Genomic DNA, 14,654 nt, shown 5'->3' on the forward strand with positions numbered 1-14,654 from the left:
TGGCCAAGTGATAGTGAAAGTAAACTATCCCGGTCAGTCGCCGCAAGTGGTGGAAGATCAGGTGACGTTTCCTCTCACCTCTGCGCTAATGTCAGTGCCTGGCGCACAGACGGTGCGAGGGTATTCATTCTTCGGCGATGCCTACGTATATATAATCTTTGATGACGATACAGACATGTACTGGGCTCGAAGCCGTGTTCTGGAATACCTAAGCCAAGCGTCTTCGCAACTTCCAGAAGGCGTGACACCTCAGCTAGGTCCAGATGCGACAGGGGTAGGTTGGGTTTACATTTATGCGTTGGAAAACGATGCTAGTCAGCCAAATGCGCTAGATGCTGGTGAATTAAGGGCGTTGCAAGACTGGTTCTTGAAGTTTGAGCTACAGTCAGTTGAAGGCGTATCTGAAGTGGCGTCTGTTGGAGGGATGGTTAAACAATATCAAGTTATTGTCGACCCTGAAAAATTACGTGCCTATAACATTCAGCCATCCATGATAGAAATTGCCCTTAAACGGGGTAACCGCGCGTCAGGCGCTTCGGTTATTGAAATGGCCGAGGCAGAGTACATGGTTAGTGCGCAAAGCTACATTCAGGGCATTGACGACATACTGTCGTTGCCTACAGGCGTTATCAAGGACGGCGTTAGCATAACGATTAATGATGTAGCACAAGTGGTAGAAAGCCCGTTGATGCGCCGCGGTATTGCTGAACTAAACGGGAATGGCGAAACCGTGGGTGGCATTATAGTGATGCGCTATGGCGAAAACGCAAAAGCCACTATCGATGCGGTTAAAGCTAAGCTGGATTTATTAAAAGCGAGCTTGCCGGAAGGGGTGAATATCGTTCCCGTGTACGATCGCTCCACCCTTATTGATAAGTCCGTCGATACCCTCACCAATAAGCTAATTGAGGAATTGCTGGTTGTTGGTCTGGTATGCGCTATCTTCTTGTTTCACATACGTTCATCTATGGTTGCGCTAATCAGTTTGCCTATTGGTATTCTCGCCGCCTTTATCGTAATGAAGCTGCAGGGACTTAATGCCAACATCATGTCTTTAGGTGGCATTGCTATCGCTATTGGTGCAATGGTGGATGGCGCTATTGTTGTGGTTGAAAATTTACACAAGCACATTCATCAGCATGCTGTTTCATCAAGTCAGGGAGCCCCAGCGAGTCAAAGGGATTCAGCGAGTCAAAGGGATTCAGCAAGTCAGGTTGGGTCAGGGAGTGCCCAGTCGCAAACATCTATACCAACTTCTGCAAAGCTTTCGGCAGCCAAACGTTGGGAACTGGTGATTAAGTCGACCACCGAAGTTGGTCCAGCTTTATTCTTTGCGCTCCTAATTATAACCGTATCCTTTATTCCTGTTTTTGCGTTAGAAGCACAAGAAGGGCGTCTTTTTGCGCCTCTTGCCTTTACCAAAACCTATGCCATGGCAGCAGCTGCGGCGCTGGCAATTACCTTGGTACCTGTGCTGGCGGGTTATTTTGTACGCGGAAAAATACGTTCTGAAGCCCAGAACCCGGTAAATAGAGCTTTAGAGCGCGTATATCAACCATTGCTGACGCGGTTGCTTAACTACCCACTGCTCACTTTGTCGGGGGCATTTTGCTTGTTGCTTTCCATGTACTGGCCGTTAAGCCAACTAGGTAGTGAATTTATGCCCGAACTGGACGAAGGCGATTTGATGTATATGCCTACAACCTACCCAGGTATTTCAGTGGGTAAAGCCAGAGAGCTTTTACAGCAGACGGACAAGCTTATTGCAACCTTGCCCGAGGTTGAAACGGTATTCGGGAAAATTGGACGCGCAGATACGGCCACAGACCCTGCACCATTGACGATGATTGAAACCTTCATTCAGCTTAAACCGAAAGCCCAGTGGAGGGCGGGCATGACCACTGAAAAGCTCAAAGAAGAGCTTAACGCTCTGGTGCAATTTCCTGGTCTGACCAATGCGTGGGTAATGCCAATTAAAACCCGCATCGACATGTTGGCAACCGGGATAAAAACCCCTGTTGGGATCAAGATTGCGGGGCCTGACCTTGCGGGCATTGAAGCCATCGGAAAGGATATAGAGACACTGCTTAAAGACCTGCCCAACACAGCATCAGTTTACGCTGAGCGGGTGGTAGGTGGCCGTTATGTTTATATCGATATCGACAGGCAGTTGGCGGCGCGTTATGGCATGACGATAGACGATGTTCACAGTATTGTGGGCTCGGCAGTGGGCGGCAAAGTGGTTACGCAGTCAGTGGAAGGGCGTGAGCGTTTTCCTATTGCCATGCGTTTTTTACAGCACTACCGCGATACGCCTGAATCTCTAGCATCTATGCCTTTCGTCACGCCAAGCGGTGTTCACATTACCCTTGGCGATGTGGCAACTGTGCGTATTGACGACGGGCCGGCTGGGATTAAAAGTGAAAATGCCCGATTAAACGGATGGGTATACATTGATATCTCGTCAGACTCAGCCACGGGTATTGACTTAGGGGGTTATGTAGATAGCGCAAAACGTCATTTGTCAGAGCAACTTGATTTACCCACTGGATACTCCATTACGTGGGCGGGGCAGTTTGCTTACCTTGAGCGCGCGAAAGCAAAACTGTCGGTGGTTATACCGCTAACGTTAGCCATTATCTGCCTTTTGCTTTATCTGGCATTTAAACGCCTTCGCGATGTGGCACTCATACTCGCGACCTTACCGTTGGCGCTGGTGGGCAGTGTATGGTTGCTTTACCTTCTTAACTTCAATCTGTCGGTGGCGGTAGGTGTTGGGTTTATTGCCTTAGCAGGTGTAGCGGTAGAAATAGGCGTTATCATGCTGGTCTATCTAAACCAATATGTATCAGATGCACTCACTAGCCACGAAACAGAAAATGGCAACACTAAAAAAGATGCGCTTGTGAAAAAGGCTATTGTCCATGCCGCCTCGGCAAGACTTCGCCCAGTTATGATGACATCGCTTTCTATTATTGTTGGCTTGTTGCCTGTGCTTTATGCCACTGGAACTGGTAGTGAAGTGATGCAGCGCATTGCGGCGCCTATGGTAGGCGGTATGGCGAGTGCACTGGTATTAACACTGTTGGTATTGCCAAGCGCGTTTTACTTAATTGTGTCACGCAAAAAATAATAGAGTTGAAAGTGCAGTAGAGTAGATAAAGCATGGGGAAGCGATAACACGCTTCCCTACGCTTCATTTTTAAAGCATTGCGCGACTAGTGCGATGCCGCCTGATCTTTCTCATAACCTTCCGCATGCTCTTCCGCATATTCTTCAACTTGTTGCCAAACGCGCAAAAGGTTTCCGCTCAATATCTTTTCAATGTCGGTACGGCTATAACCTCTATCCAGCAATCCTTGTACTAGGTTTGGAAAACTCGCCACGTCTTTAAGCCCAATGGGGAGTGAGTCACCTACACCGTCATAGTCTGAACCAATACCCACGTGATCAACACCAATCAGTTTTACCACGTGATCGATATGGTCAAGCACTTCATCAAGGGTTGAATAAGGGTATGGCACTTCTTTGCGATAATTCTCTTCAAAGTTCTCTAGCTTAGGGCTGTCTTCGCCTTCTTTTTCAACCAAGGCTTTGCGCGCTGCAGTAAGGCCACTACGCCACTTTCCAGCTTCTTTAGATACAAAACTAGAACCAAAGTTAATCATAATAACACCGCCATTTTCGCCGAGTTTTTTGATCATCTCGTCGTCCATGTTGCGCTCAAAACCGGGGGTAAAGCGGCGCAGTGAAGAATGTGACGCTATAACTGGCACCTTTGTTAACTCAATAACTTGGTAAAAGGCGTCGTCAGACACATGGGAAATATCCAGCATAATACCAATGTTGTTCATTTCGCCCACTAAGGTTTTGCCAAACGGGCTAAGGCCTTTCCATTTTCTGCGCAGGTCATACGAAGAGTCAGAAATGTGGTTAGCTTGACTATGAGCAAGGGTGATGTAGCGAATCCCGCGCTCGTAAAAAGCCGTTAGATTCGCCAAGTCACCTTGAATAGGAGAACCATTTTCCATGCCCATTGGCAGTGAAATTAACCCTTTTTCAAATTGGGCTTTTACGTCAGAAGGGCTTTTAGCAATGGCAAATTTATCAGGTGCACGGGCAACAATGGCTTCTACTGAATCGATGAGCTCGTGGGCAAGCTGCGTAGATTCTGGAGAGTTGTCTAAACTAGCAGGCACGTAAATACTCATAAAAGGGGCGTTCAAACCACCAGATACTGCACGAGGGTAGTCGAAGTCGCCGTCCTGCGTGGCTTTAGTGACATCAACCCACTTTTCCTTTACGCGATAAGGAACATCAATGTGTCCATCAACAATAATAGTTTCTTGTGCGATCTTGATAGCTTTTTCAGATGCTGAATAAGTAGAGGTCTCAGCAAGTACAGAGTGTGAAGCAAAAAGCGCAGAGATAAGTAATGCGCAAGATGAGAGTGGGAAGCGCCCCTTCATAGAAAATCCTTATTTTGTTTTTTTATCGCTTAGGTCAACAACCGCTAACTTAATAGCAATACGAGACTAAAGGATAATGCGCACTGCGACAATAGGCTTTTACTTGCTATGCATTAACCCCAGATTGCTCTCGCTAAGCCCTAAATTAGTCGATATTGCTCATTTTTAGAGCGCTTGTGCTTGTTTACTTCAAGTTTACATTGCAATAAAAATTTAAAACTTGTTATGGTGAAGACTGCGTGACTTCATTGCGCGAATACGGGATACTCCCAAGCGCTCCGCCAATTATCGATGACTACTATGCATCAGCGCGGCCGACGTAATTTTTTAGTGGCACCCGCTCTTCTCACATAATCAAGCCGGGGCCACAGCTAACAAGTATGAGAAATAAATATGGCTATTAATTTTGTACCGCTAGATAAAGAAAAGCATAAAGACCTAAAGGTTGCGGTAAATACATCTTTCAGCTTTGCGAAAAATACACACCTTGCAGCAGCAACGATCCGTGAATTTGCACAACTAGCTGCGACAATGCCGCTAGTGTTCATTGAAGACACTACATCAAAGCGTCACCACGTTGTGACTATGCTTGGTATGGAACAAGGTCAAAACCTTTTTCTAACTGGCGACAGCTGGAAAGGCCCTCACGTTCCAATGAACATCCTTCGCTATCCATTTGACGTGCGTCCAGACGGCGACAAGCTTGGCGTTTACATTGATGAAAACTCTGACCTTATTTCTGACGAAGGCCAAGCGCTATTCACTGAAGCTGGTGAAGCAAGCGAGTTCCTAGATAACCGTCAGAAATTCCTAGCAGACCTTGCGAATAGCGAAATGCTAACTCAGCGTTTTGTTGCGAAAGTCGTTGAACTAGACCTTCTTGATCCAATTCAAATTCGCCTTACTTACCAAGATGGTAAACAGCGCAATGTTACCGGCATGATGAGCATCAACGAGAAGAAGCTTCTTGAGCTGCCAGAAGAGCAGGTGCTTGAGCTACACAAGCAAGGCTTCCTAGGTGCTATCTACGCAGTAATGATGTCTGTTGGTCAGCTAAACCGCCTTGTTGAGCTTTCTAACGACACAGAAAACCCAATTCGCAGCATGCAGCTTTCTGCGGTTAAAGCAGAAGAAGCAGCACCTGAAGCGGCGCCAAACGCGTAATCGTTCCCTCATTTTGAAGTTTAAAAGCCCGCAAAGTTGCGGGTTTTTTTGTACCTAAAATTCACGTTCAGACTTCGTCATGTTTCGTTCAGAAACCGTTAAGTTTTAATGTCTTATCTTACACATCGTTCCCAACACATTTTTTAAGGACAAAAGACATGAACACTAACACTAATAAGCTAAAAACTACGCTAACTGCACTATCACTTATCACGGCTTCAGTATTTACAGTCTCAGCAGCACATGCAGCTACACAAAACGAAGTACAGGTAACTGCTGTCGATTTTGAAGGGGTAGATGACAACCTCTACGGTGCAAGATATGTGCGCTACCTTGAAGAAGTTAGCGGAAACAGCGGCGCTTACCTTATCAACCCTTATCTTCAGCGTGTATCGAGTTTATCTGGTGGTTACGCCAATTTAGATGGTATTGACGTATTTAATTTAGGCAGCACTTTTTATCTAGACGATACGTGGATGCTTGCCATAGAAGGCGCTCACAGTAAATTTGACGACGAATTCAGTGAAGAGGATTACACAAATATTGATTTAAAAGTCGGATTTAACTTATCCCGTCAATGGCAAATTGGTGCAGGTGTCATCTATCAGCGTGCCACTTACGATATTAATACTGGTACAGATAATTACAGCGAAAGTGAGAATGAGACTTCACCACTTGTATTTACACGTTATACCACGGTAGGGAATGCGGGAACAGGCTGGGACTTTACCGCTCAGTACGTAGCAGACGATATTGACGTTCTATCAGGCAGCGCCAGATATTTCTTCACTCCAGGTTTGAGCGTTCAGGGAAGCTACAGCTATACCAACGCACCTGATGGGTTCGATAATGTAAAAACCGCAGGTGTTGCGCTTGATTACTGGGTAAATGAGCAGTTTTCAGTGTCTGCTAGCTATGAAACAGATATAGATAGTGACGTTGACAGTGACGTGGCCTCGCTAACCGCATCCTATCGTTTCTAAGTTAGGACACCTTGATCATCGCTGTGCGTTGGCACGCGTTGATGTAAATGCAGTGAGTTAGCACTAGTCGGGTTAACTCACTCGTTTTTTAACGTGCTGATGTGGCGCAGCTGGTTGAATTACGACTCAGTATACGTGTAATACCGCTGAAAACAGCGTTAAACATAATCGTGAGATCTCGCCGCTTATTTACAGTCAAAAACAGCAGTTCATCGATTAATTACACCTTTATTTTTTCTCACCTGAATATTTTTTAATCTTTTTTACACGCCTAATCATACACTTCCTAAAAACACTGTATATCCAACCAGTTTAAACCCAGTGTTTATGCGGCCTTCACGCCTTTTTTCTACTTGACAGTGGGGATCATTGATACCTAAACTGTATCTCAGTGGGTAAATGTGGCGAATTGTGGATCAAATCATCATCACTTTGCAGATTAGTACTCAAAAAACAAGAAAACCAAGAGCAAATAATAAAAGGCTAGGGGAATGTTCCGCGGCGCTAACGCAATCAATCTGGATACAAAAGGCAGACTGGCTATACCGACGAAGTATCGTCAGTCGCTGCTGGATGATTGTCAGGGACAACTGGTCTGCACAGTCGATACACAACAAAGTTGTTTGCTACTTTACCCACTTCCCGAATGGGAAGAGATTGAGCTTAAACTCTCTAAACTTTCAAGCATGATCCCAGCCGAGCGTCGCTTGCAGCGATTGCTACTAGGTTATGCTTCTGAAGGTGAGATGGATAAAAGCGGGCGCATTCTTGTTCCTACTCCACTGCGAAGTTTCGCAAAACTCTCAAAAGAAGTCATGTTAGTTGGTCAGTTAAACAAATTCGAAATTTGGGATGCCGATATTTGGGCACAACAAGTTGAAGCTGATATAGACACCGAACGCAAAGGCGAATTTGAACTTACCGAACGATTACAGGACTTTTCTCTATGACGCAGCCTAGCGAATTTAAACATATTTCAGTATTGCTTGATGAATGCATTGAAGCCCTAGCGATTAAACCGAACGGTATCTACATTGACGCCACTTTCGGCCGTGGGGGGCACTCAGCACATATTTTGGATGCATTGGGTGAACACGGGCGTCTCATCGCCTTTGACCGCGACCCGCAAGCAATCAAAGCGGCAGAACGTTTCGCCGATGATAAGCGTTTTAGCATTATCCACTCACCATTTGGTGATATGGCAGAAGAAATCGAAGCGCTGGGACTAACCGGTAAGATTGACGGTGTGCTTATGGATTTAGGGGTGTCTTCACCTCAGCTAGATGATGCCGAGCGTGGTTTTAGCTTCCTTCGTGACGGTCCGCTGGATATGCGTATGGACACCTCACGTGGACAAAGTGCTGCAGACTGGTTGGCTAACGCCGAAGAACAAGACATTACGCAGGTTATTAAAGAGTTTGGCGAAGAGAAGTTCGGCAAACGCATAGCCCATGCCATTGTAAACACGCGAAAAGAAACACCCATTACGCGCACAGCTCAGCTAGCCAAAATTATCGACGAAGCGGTTCCTGTAAAGGATAAGTTTAAACATCCGGCAACCCGTGCATTCCAAGGTATTCGCATTTATATCAATGCGGAACTTGAGCAACTTCGTGTTGGCCTTAAAGCCGCGACACAGGTGTTGGCGAAAGAAGGACGTCTTGCCGTTATTTCGTTTCACTCTCTTGAAGACCGTTTAGTAAAACGCTTCATTAAGGATCAAAGTAAAGGGAAATCAGTACCGCACAACTTACCGATTACTCAGGCTGAAATAGATGCAGATAAAGTGTTAAAAGCCTTGGGCAAAGCGATAAAACCTTCAGAACAGGAGATTGCGAACAACGTTCGCTCTCGCAGTTCGGTATTACGTGTGGCAGAAAAGTTATGACCAAAGCCGCGCCAGACAAGGCCAGCACTAATTTTAAATTACTGCTAATAATTGTTTCAGATTTGACCCGCAACAAGTTGCGGGTTTTGTTGTATTTAATGGTTATCACAAGTGCCATGGCAGTGACACTAAGCAGTCATCACAACAGACAGCAGGTCATTGCCCTTGAAGACCTTATGCAAGAGAAAGATGAGCTTGATGTCGAGTGGCGTAACCTAGTGCTTGAGCAACGCGCGTTGACCGAGCATAACCGCATAGAAAACCTGGTTGAAAAACAGTTAGAAATGTACCGTCCAACCGCAGACGATGAAGTAGTGGTGAAGTTAAAATGAGTACAACAGCACTTTCTCGCCAACGTAAAAAAACCGGTGCAAAACAAAATGTCACGCCAAGCTTAGTGCACTGGCGCTTTGTCGTTGTGCTTGTTGTTATTATGCTAGTTTTCAGCGTGCTCGCCGCCCGTGCAGCCTATATTCAAGTTATTGAGCCAGACGAGCTAATTCAACAGGGCGACAACCGCACACTAAGAACCCGTGATATGCCAACCTATCGCGGGCTCATTACCGATAGAAATGGTGTTGAGCTGGCGGTGAGTGTGCCTGTTCGGGCCATCTACGCAGACCCTAAGGTTATCCATGAAAACAACGGCTTCGAGGAAGAGCGCCGTTGGGAAGCGCTGGCAGATGTACTGCGCCAAGACGTCAATGAACTCAAAGAAAAAGTGGCAAACCCCAAACGCCGCTTTGTTTACTTGCAGCGTCAGGTGTCGCCTGCCATGGCAGAGTACGTTGATAAACTGGACATTCCAGGCATTTATCTTCGCCGTGAAAGCCGCCGCTACTATCCTACAGGTGAAGTTTCAGCGCAGTTAATCGGCGTAACCGATGTTGACGACACGGGCGTTGAAGGCTTGGAGCGCATGTATAACGAGTGGCTAACGGGCACGCCGGGTTCTCGTAAAATACGCCGCGATGCGAAAGGCCGTCAGGTAGAAATCTTGGAAACAAAGTCTGGTGAAAAAGCCGGCGACCTGCAGCTGACCATCGATCAGCGCATTCAAGCACTTGCTTACAAAGAAATTAAAGAAGCCATGATTTACTACCAATCAAGTTCGGCTTCCGCCATTGTCATCGATGTAAAAAGCGGTGATGTATTAGCCATGGTGAATGCACCGTCGTTCAACCCTAACGATAGAAGCGATATTTCTGCGCACAGAATGCGTAACAGGGTTATTACCGATGCGTTCGAACCAGGCTCGGCGCTAAAACCGCTGGCCGTTCTTACTGCATTAGAGTTCGGTGAAGTGGAGCCTGAAGACTCAGTAAACACTCATCCAGGATGGATGCGATTAGGCGGCAGCCTAGTAAAAGATTCGCGCAATTACGGCGAACTAACGCTAGAAGAAATTATTCAGCATTCCTCAAATATGGGAACGTCGAAGCTGGCGCTTTCTGTGCCTAAGCAGTTCCTGCTGGATACCTATTACAATATGGGCTTAATGAGCGATACAGGGCTTAATATGGCGGGTGAGAGTAGCGGTATCTTTCATGAGCGCAGCCGCTGGTCTGAATTTGAGCTAGCCACGCTGTCATTTGGATACGGCATTTCGGTTACCACTGCACAGTTGGGGCGTCTTTACGCAACGTTGGCGAACGGCGGTATTAAAACACCGCTTAATGTCATCAAGTCGCCAGAGCAACCTTCATGGCAGGCTCAATCTGAGCGGGTGATCAGCGAAGAAAACGCTAACGCTATTGTTCAAATGATGGAAAGCGTAACCCAGCGTGGCGGCACAGCAACAAAAGCGTCGGTACCAGGTTATCGCGTTGCTGGGAAAACAGGAACAAGCCGAAAAGCGGTGGCTGGCGGGTACGGCGAAGAGTACGTCAACATTTTCGCCGGTATCGCACCTGTGTCTGACCCCAGGCTAGTAACTATTGTATTGATCAACGAACCTGGCGGTGATTTGTATCACGCGGGGGATACCGCTGCACCTGTCTTTTCATCAATTATGGGTGGCGCATTGCACATGTTAAACGTTACGCCCGATGACAAGCAGGTTACATCTAGCCGCTTATTGAAAGGAGGTCAAAGTGGTAGTTAGTGCCTTTATTCAAAGTATAAAAGCTTTATTGGCGAAATTTGGTGTAGACGCCCCAGATATCCGCATTGAAGGTTTAACGCTAGACAGCCGAGAAGTGAATACACGCTTAGCGTTCTTGGCAATTAAGGGCCACGAACGCGATGGTCGAGATTTTATACCCCAGGCAATAAGTTTAGGGGCCCGTGTAATTCTGGCGCAAACTGAAGACAGTAGTGCCCATGGTCAGATGGAAATGCGTGACCACAGCGTCATTATCTCGCTGTATGAATTACCACAAATGCTCTCTGCATTAGCTGCTGCATTTTACGACTACCCTGCTCAGAAAATGACGACGGTAGCAGTGACAGGGACAAACGGAAAAACCTCTACAGTTCAATTGCTTACCCAGCTTAAGGATGCGTTAGGTACACGTAGTGCAAGCATCGGAACTCTAGGGAGCAGTGTGTTTGAAGGCGATGAAACCCAGTGGTCGAACACGCCGGCAGCAAACACTACGCCCGATGCCATACGTATGCAGTATTTGTTGGCAGACTTTGTGCAAAGTGAAGTGCGCCATACGGCCTTCGAAGCAAGTTCTCACGCATTGGTTCAAGGTCGGCTTGGTACAGTAAAAACCGATATCGCTGTTTTCACCAACCTTACTCGAGATCATCTCGATTACCACGGCACCATGGAAGAGTACGGCAAAGCCAAGCGCTTGCTGCTTCAGCAGCCAGGTTTAAAGGCTGTGGTATTAAACGCTAATGATGATGAAAGTAAGAAGTGGGATGGTGCAGCAGATAAGTCGATTACACGCATCTGGACAGGTATAGACGAAAGTGGTCTGGATGGAAGGGGTGAAAGTGAATACTTGCGAGAGCATAACAATCCTCAAAGTCGCCATTGTTTCGCCACAAATGCTTCTTATCATGCAGGTGGATGTAGCTTTGAACTGGTGAGTTCGTGGGGAAGCGCTGCTATTTCGCTGCCACTATTCGGAAAGTTCAATATCAGTAATGTATTGAGTGCTATAGGTACGTTACTCGCTGAAGGTGAGCGTTTTGATGACGTGGTTAACGCGGTAAATGCGATCACGCCTGTACCCGGGCGAATGGAAGTTTTCTCTGTAACGGGTGCCGCTAACTTGGTGGTGGACTACGCGCATACACCAGACGCTCTGGAGAAAGTGCTGTTAAGCGCCAAATTCCATACAACGGGCAAAGTGTGGTGTGTGTTTGGCTGTGGCGGGGACAGAGACAAAGGCAAGCGACCGTTAATGGGGCAGGCTGCCGAGGTTGGTGCTGACGCTATTGTGATCACCACAGATAACAGTCGCAGTGAAAGCCCTGAATCTATCGCCGAGGATATCATTGCGGGTTTGAAAAACCGTGATCTGGCAGTGTCTATTCCCGATCGCGAGCAAGCTATTCGTCATTGCCTTGAGCATGCGCATGAAAGCGACATCATCATCGTGGCCGGAAAAGGCCATGAAGATTACCAAATTATCGGTGACAAAAAGACTAACTATAACGAACGTGCAGTTGTGGCGCGACTGCAACAGGAGTACAGCAAATGATAACAACAACGCTGTCATGGATAGCCGAAAAGGTTAATGGAAAATTATTAAAAGGCGCTGCTGACGTTGAAGTGTCTGCAGTAAGTACCGATACCCGCACCCTAGAAGATGGCGCAGTTTACTTGGCCTTGAAAGGTCCGAATTTTAACGGCCATGATTTTATTTCAACGGCAGAGAAAGCGGGAGCAAGTGCGGTTATTGCCAGTGAAGACGTAGCAACCTCGTTACCTGTCATCATGGTTGAAGATACCAAAGAAGCACTTGGTCTATTAGGTGCGGCAGTAAAAGCTTATGTGGCGCCCAAAACGATTGCGATTACCGGAAGCAGTGGCAAAACCACCGTAAAGGAAATGTGTGCCGCTATTTTGGAGCGAAGAGGCAATGTATTAGCCACAAACGGTAACTTCAATAATGATATCGGTGTGCCGCTAACCCTTCTACGCCTTGAACCTCAGCATGAATATGCAGTGATGGAGTTAGGCGCAAATCACATTGGTGAAATCGCCTATACCACGAACCTTGTTAAGCCGGACGTCGCGACTATCGTAAACGCCGCCGCTTCTCATCTAGAAGGCTTTGGAAGTTTGCTAGGTGTAGCGCGCGCCAAAAGTGAAATTTTTAAAGGCTTAGGCAGTGACGGCGTGGCGGTAGTCAATGTTGATAGCCAGTTTTCTGAATTTTGGCAAGGCAAACTTAAACAGACCAAAACGCTAACGTTTTCGCCCCAGCAGAAAAACGATGCTGACTTTAGAGCAGAAGATATCACTATTGGGCTAGATGGGTGCGCCGCATTCCACTTGGTTTGCTCGCAAGGAGATATGTCTATTCAGCTTACTATTCCTGGCGTTCACAACGTGGGGAATGCCCTTGTCGCTGCGGCATTAACGCTGCAAGTTGGCGCCACACTAGAAAACGTGCGCGACGGCTTACTTGCCATGAAGCAAGTTAGCGGCCGCTTGAATGTAAAGCAGCTTACCGAACAGGTTCGCCTGTTAGATGACACCTACAACGCCAACGTGGCGTCTGTAAATGCGGCAATTGATACGCTAAGTAGCTTTTCAGGTATCCGCGTTCTTGTTCTAGGCGACATGAAAGAGTTGGGTGAAAAAGCGCGTTTTTACCACGAGCAGGTGGGGGAATACGCTAAACAAAAAGGAATTAATTACCTGTATACCATGGGTGTTTTGAGTCAATCAGCCAGTGCTGTGTTTAATGAAAATGGTGGCCATTTCAGCGATGTTGAAAGTTTGTTGGCCGCAATGGAGAGTGATTTGTTAGTGCAGCAGCGCGATATTTCAATTTTAGTTAAAGGTTCACGCAGTTCCAGAATGGAACGTGTGGTAGAGGCGGTAGAGGCCTCTGCGCTGGGAAAGCACGATAGCCGTCGGGAGCGAATAGCATGTTAATTTGGCTAGCCGACTGGCTGACACAATTCGATTCAGGGTTTAACGTATTTTCATACCTTACCCTTCGTGCAATTTTAAGCACGCTGACCGCATTACTTATTGCCATTCTTATTGGCCCTAAGATGATTCGTTATTTGCAGCGTATGCAAATTGGTCAAACTGTACGAGACGATGGCCCGCAAAGCCATTTGTCAAAATCAGGCACACCCACTATGGGCGGGTTACTTATACTCGCAGCAATTGTAGTAAGCGGCCTGCTTTGGGCTGACCTGACTAACCGTTATGTGTTGGTAACCCTTACCGTGGTTGTGGCTTACGGTATTATTGGGTTTGTTGACGACTACAGAAAAGTGATCCGCAAAGATTCGAAGGGGCTTATCGCCCGTTGGAAATATTTCTGGCAATCTGTGGTTGCGTTAGGCGTCGCATTCTATCTATACAGCAGTGCAACAATAAGCGCTGAAACCTCACTACTGGTGCCTTTCTTCAAAGAAGTGTTTCCGCAGCTGGGGGCGTTCTTCATCATCATTACTTACTTTGCCATTGTAGGCACCAGTAATGCGGTAAACCTTACCGATGGCTTGGATGGACTTGCCATCGTGCCTACTATTTTAGTGGCGGGCGCATTTGCCATATTTGCTTATGTAACAGGTAATGCGAACTTTGCCGAATACCTGAATATTCCTCATATTCCGCTCACCAGCGAACTGGTGATTGTGTGTACCGCCATGGTCGGTGCAGGCTTAGGCTTTTTATGGTTTAACACGTATCCGGCACAAGTATTTATGGGCGACGTTGGCTCACTAGCGTTGGGCGGCACACTAGGCGTGCTTGCTGTATTGGTGCGCCAAGAATTGGTGTTAATCATCATGGGTGGTGTTTTTGTTATGGAAACCCTGTCGGTCATCCTTCAGGTAGGTTCTTACAAACTGCGTGGCCAGCGTATTTTTCGTATGGCGCCTATTCACCATCACTATGAATTGAAGGGCTGGCCAGAGCCGCGCGTAATAGTGCGTTTTTGGATCATTTCAATCATTTTGGTGTTGGTGGGTCTTGCTACCCTCAAACTTAGATAAGCGGTAAAG

The 14,654-nt window shown here is 46.9% G+C and carries 11 protein-coding genes; 10 read left to right on the forward strand and 1 reads right to left on the reverse strand.

What is annotated here, in order from left to right; translation table 11 throughout:
- Positions 1–7: 7 nt before the first annotated feature.
- Positions 8–3,133: an efflux RND transporter permease subunit gene (locus tag QVA83_RS17700; RefSeq protein ID WP_287498760.1), complete on the forward strand. Its 3,126-nt coding sequence runs from the start codon at positions 8–10 to the stop codon at positions 3,131–3,133.
- An 85-nt stretch (positions 3,134–3,218) separates the two neighbouring features.
- Here QVA83_RS17700 and QVA83_RS17705 read toward each other — a convergent pair whose 3' ends face one another.
- Complete coding sequence (locus tag QVA83_RS17705; protein ID WP_287498759.1) at positions 3,219–4,469, reverse strand: dipeptidase; 1,251 nt, start codon at positions 4,467–4,469, stop codon at positions 3,219–3,221.
- Between the two features lie 393 nt (positions 4,470–4,862).
- Between QVA83_RS17705 and QVA83_RS17710 the strand changes: the two genes are divergently transcribed.
- The 9 genes from QVA83_RS17710 to mraY all read left to right on the forward strand — a co-directional run bounded on the left by QVA83_RS17710 (position 4,863) and on the right by mraY (position 14,645).
- Entirely contained in the window at positions 4,863–5,633 is a 771-nt protein-coding gene (locus QVA83_RS17710) for a SapC family protein (protein WP_014950439.1), read from the forward strand.
- Between the two features lie 158 nt (positions 5,634–5,791).
- Positions 5,792–6,616 (forward strand): putative porin, encoded by an 825-nt coding sequence (locus tag QVA83_RS17715; RefSeq protein WP_014950438.1) that lies wholly within the window; start codon positions 5,792–5,794, stop codon positions 6,614–6,616.
- A gap of 491 nt (positions 6,617–7,107) precedes the next feature.
- Positions 7,108–7,566, forward strand: a complete 459-nt coding sequence (gene mraZ, locus QVA83_RS17720; protein ID WP_012519465.1) for a division/cell wall cluster transcriptional repressor MraZ — start codon at positions 7,108–7,110, stop codon at positions 7,564–7,566.
- Positions 7,563–8,504: a 16S rRNA (cytosine(1402)-N(4))-methyltransferase RsmH gene (gene rsmH, locus QVA83_RS17725; protein WP_014950437.1), complete on the forward strand. Its 942-nt coding sequence runs from the start codon at positions 7,563–7,565 to the stop codon at positions 8,502–8,504. The genes mraZ and rsmH overlap by 4 nt, the downstream gene beginning before the upstream one ends.
- A complete protein-coding gene (gene ftsL / locus QVA83_RS17730) occupies positions 8,501–8,836 on the forward strand; it encodes a cell division protein FtsL (protein ID WP_014950436.1) in 336 nt (111 codons plus the stop codon). The genes rsmH and ftsL overlap by 4 nt, the downstream gene beginning before the upstream one ends.
- A complete protein-coding gene (locus QVA83_RS17735) occupies positions 8,833–10,608 on the forward strand; it encodes a peptidoglycan glycosyltransferase FtsI (RefSeq protein ID WP_014977227.1) in 1,776 nt (591 codons plus the stop codon). Before ftsL ends, QVA83_RS17735 begins: the two co-directional genes overlap by 4 nt.
- Positions 10,598–12,163 carry a UDP-N-acetylmuramoyl-L-alanyl-D-glutamate--2,6-diaminopimelate ligase gene (locus tag QVA83_RS17740; RefSeq protein ID WP_278711811.1) on the forward strand — a complete coding sequence of 522 codons (1,566 nt, stop codon included), beginning with the start codon at positions 10,598–10,600 and terminating at the stop codon, positions 12,161–12,163. The genes QVA83_RS17735 and QVA83_RS17740 overlap by 11 nt, the downstream gene beginning before the upstream one ends.
- Complete coding sequence (locus QVA83_RS17745) at positions 12,160–13,569, forward strand: UDP-N-acetylmuramoyl-tripeptide--D-alanyl-D-alanine ligase (protein ID WP_156078741.1); 1,410 nt, start codon at positions 12,160–12,162, stop codon at positions 13,567–13,569. The genes QVA83_RS17740 and QVA83_RS17745 overlap by 4 nt, the downstream gene beginning before the upstream one ends.
- Entirely contained in the window at positions 13,563–14,645 is a 1,083-nt protein-coding gene (gene mraY, locus QVA83_RS17750) for a phospho-N-acetylmuramoyl-pentapeptide-transferase (protein WP_014950432.1), read from the forward strand. Before QVA83_RS17745 ends, mraY begins: the two co-directional genes overlap by 7 nt.
- The last annotated feature ends 9 nt before the right edge of the window (positions 14,646–14,654 follow it).

It is taken from the genome of Alteromonas sp. AO-Serp (genome assembly GCF_017849675.1).
GTDB lineage: Bacteria > Pseudomonadota > Gammaproteobacteria > Enterobacterales > Alteromonadaceae > Alteromonas > Alteromonas macleodii.

Excerpts from the sequence above, each read along its gene's own strand:
- mraY (WP_014950432.1), top strand. The coding sequence starts at position 13,563 with ATGTTAATTTGGCTAGCCGACTGGCTGACACAATTCGATTCAGGGTTT.
- rsmH (WP_014950437.1), top strand. The coding sequence starts at position 7,563 with ATGACGCAGCCTAGCGAATTTAAACATATTTCAGTATTGCTTGATGAA.
- ftsL (WP_014950436.1), top strand. The coding sequence starts at position 8,501 with ATGACCAAAGCCGCGCCAGACAAGGCCAGCACTAATTTTAAATTACTG.
- QVA83_RS17705 (WP_287498759.1), bottom strand. The coding sequence starts at position 4,469 with ATGAAGGGGCGCTTCCCACTCTCATCTTGCGCATTACTTATCTCTGCG.
- QVA83_RS17735 (WP_014977227.1), top strand. The coding sequence starts at position 8,833 with ATGAGTACAACAGCACTTTCTCGCCAACGTAAAAAAACCGGTGCAAAA.
- QVA83_RS17710 (WP_014950439.1), top strand. The coding sequence starts at position 4,863 with ATGGCTATTAATTTTGTACCGCTAGATAAAGAAAAGCATAAAGACCTA.
- QVA83_RS17745 (WP_156078741.1), top strand. The coding sequence starts at position 12,160 with ATGATAACAACAACGCTGTCATGGATAGCCGAAAAGGTTAATGGAAAA.
- QVA83_RS17715 (WP_014950438.1), top strand. The coding sequence starts at position 5,792 with ATGAACACTAACACTAATAAGCTAAAAACTACGCTAACTGCACTATCA.
- mraZ (WP_012519465.1), top strand. The coding sequence starts at position 7,108 with ATGTTCCGCGGCGCTAACGCAATCAATCTGGATACAAAAGGCAGACTG.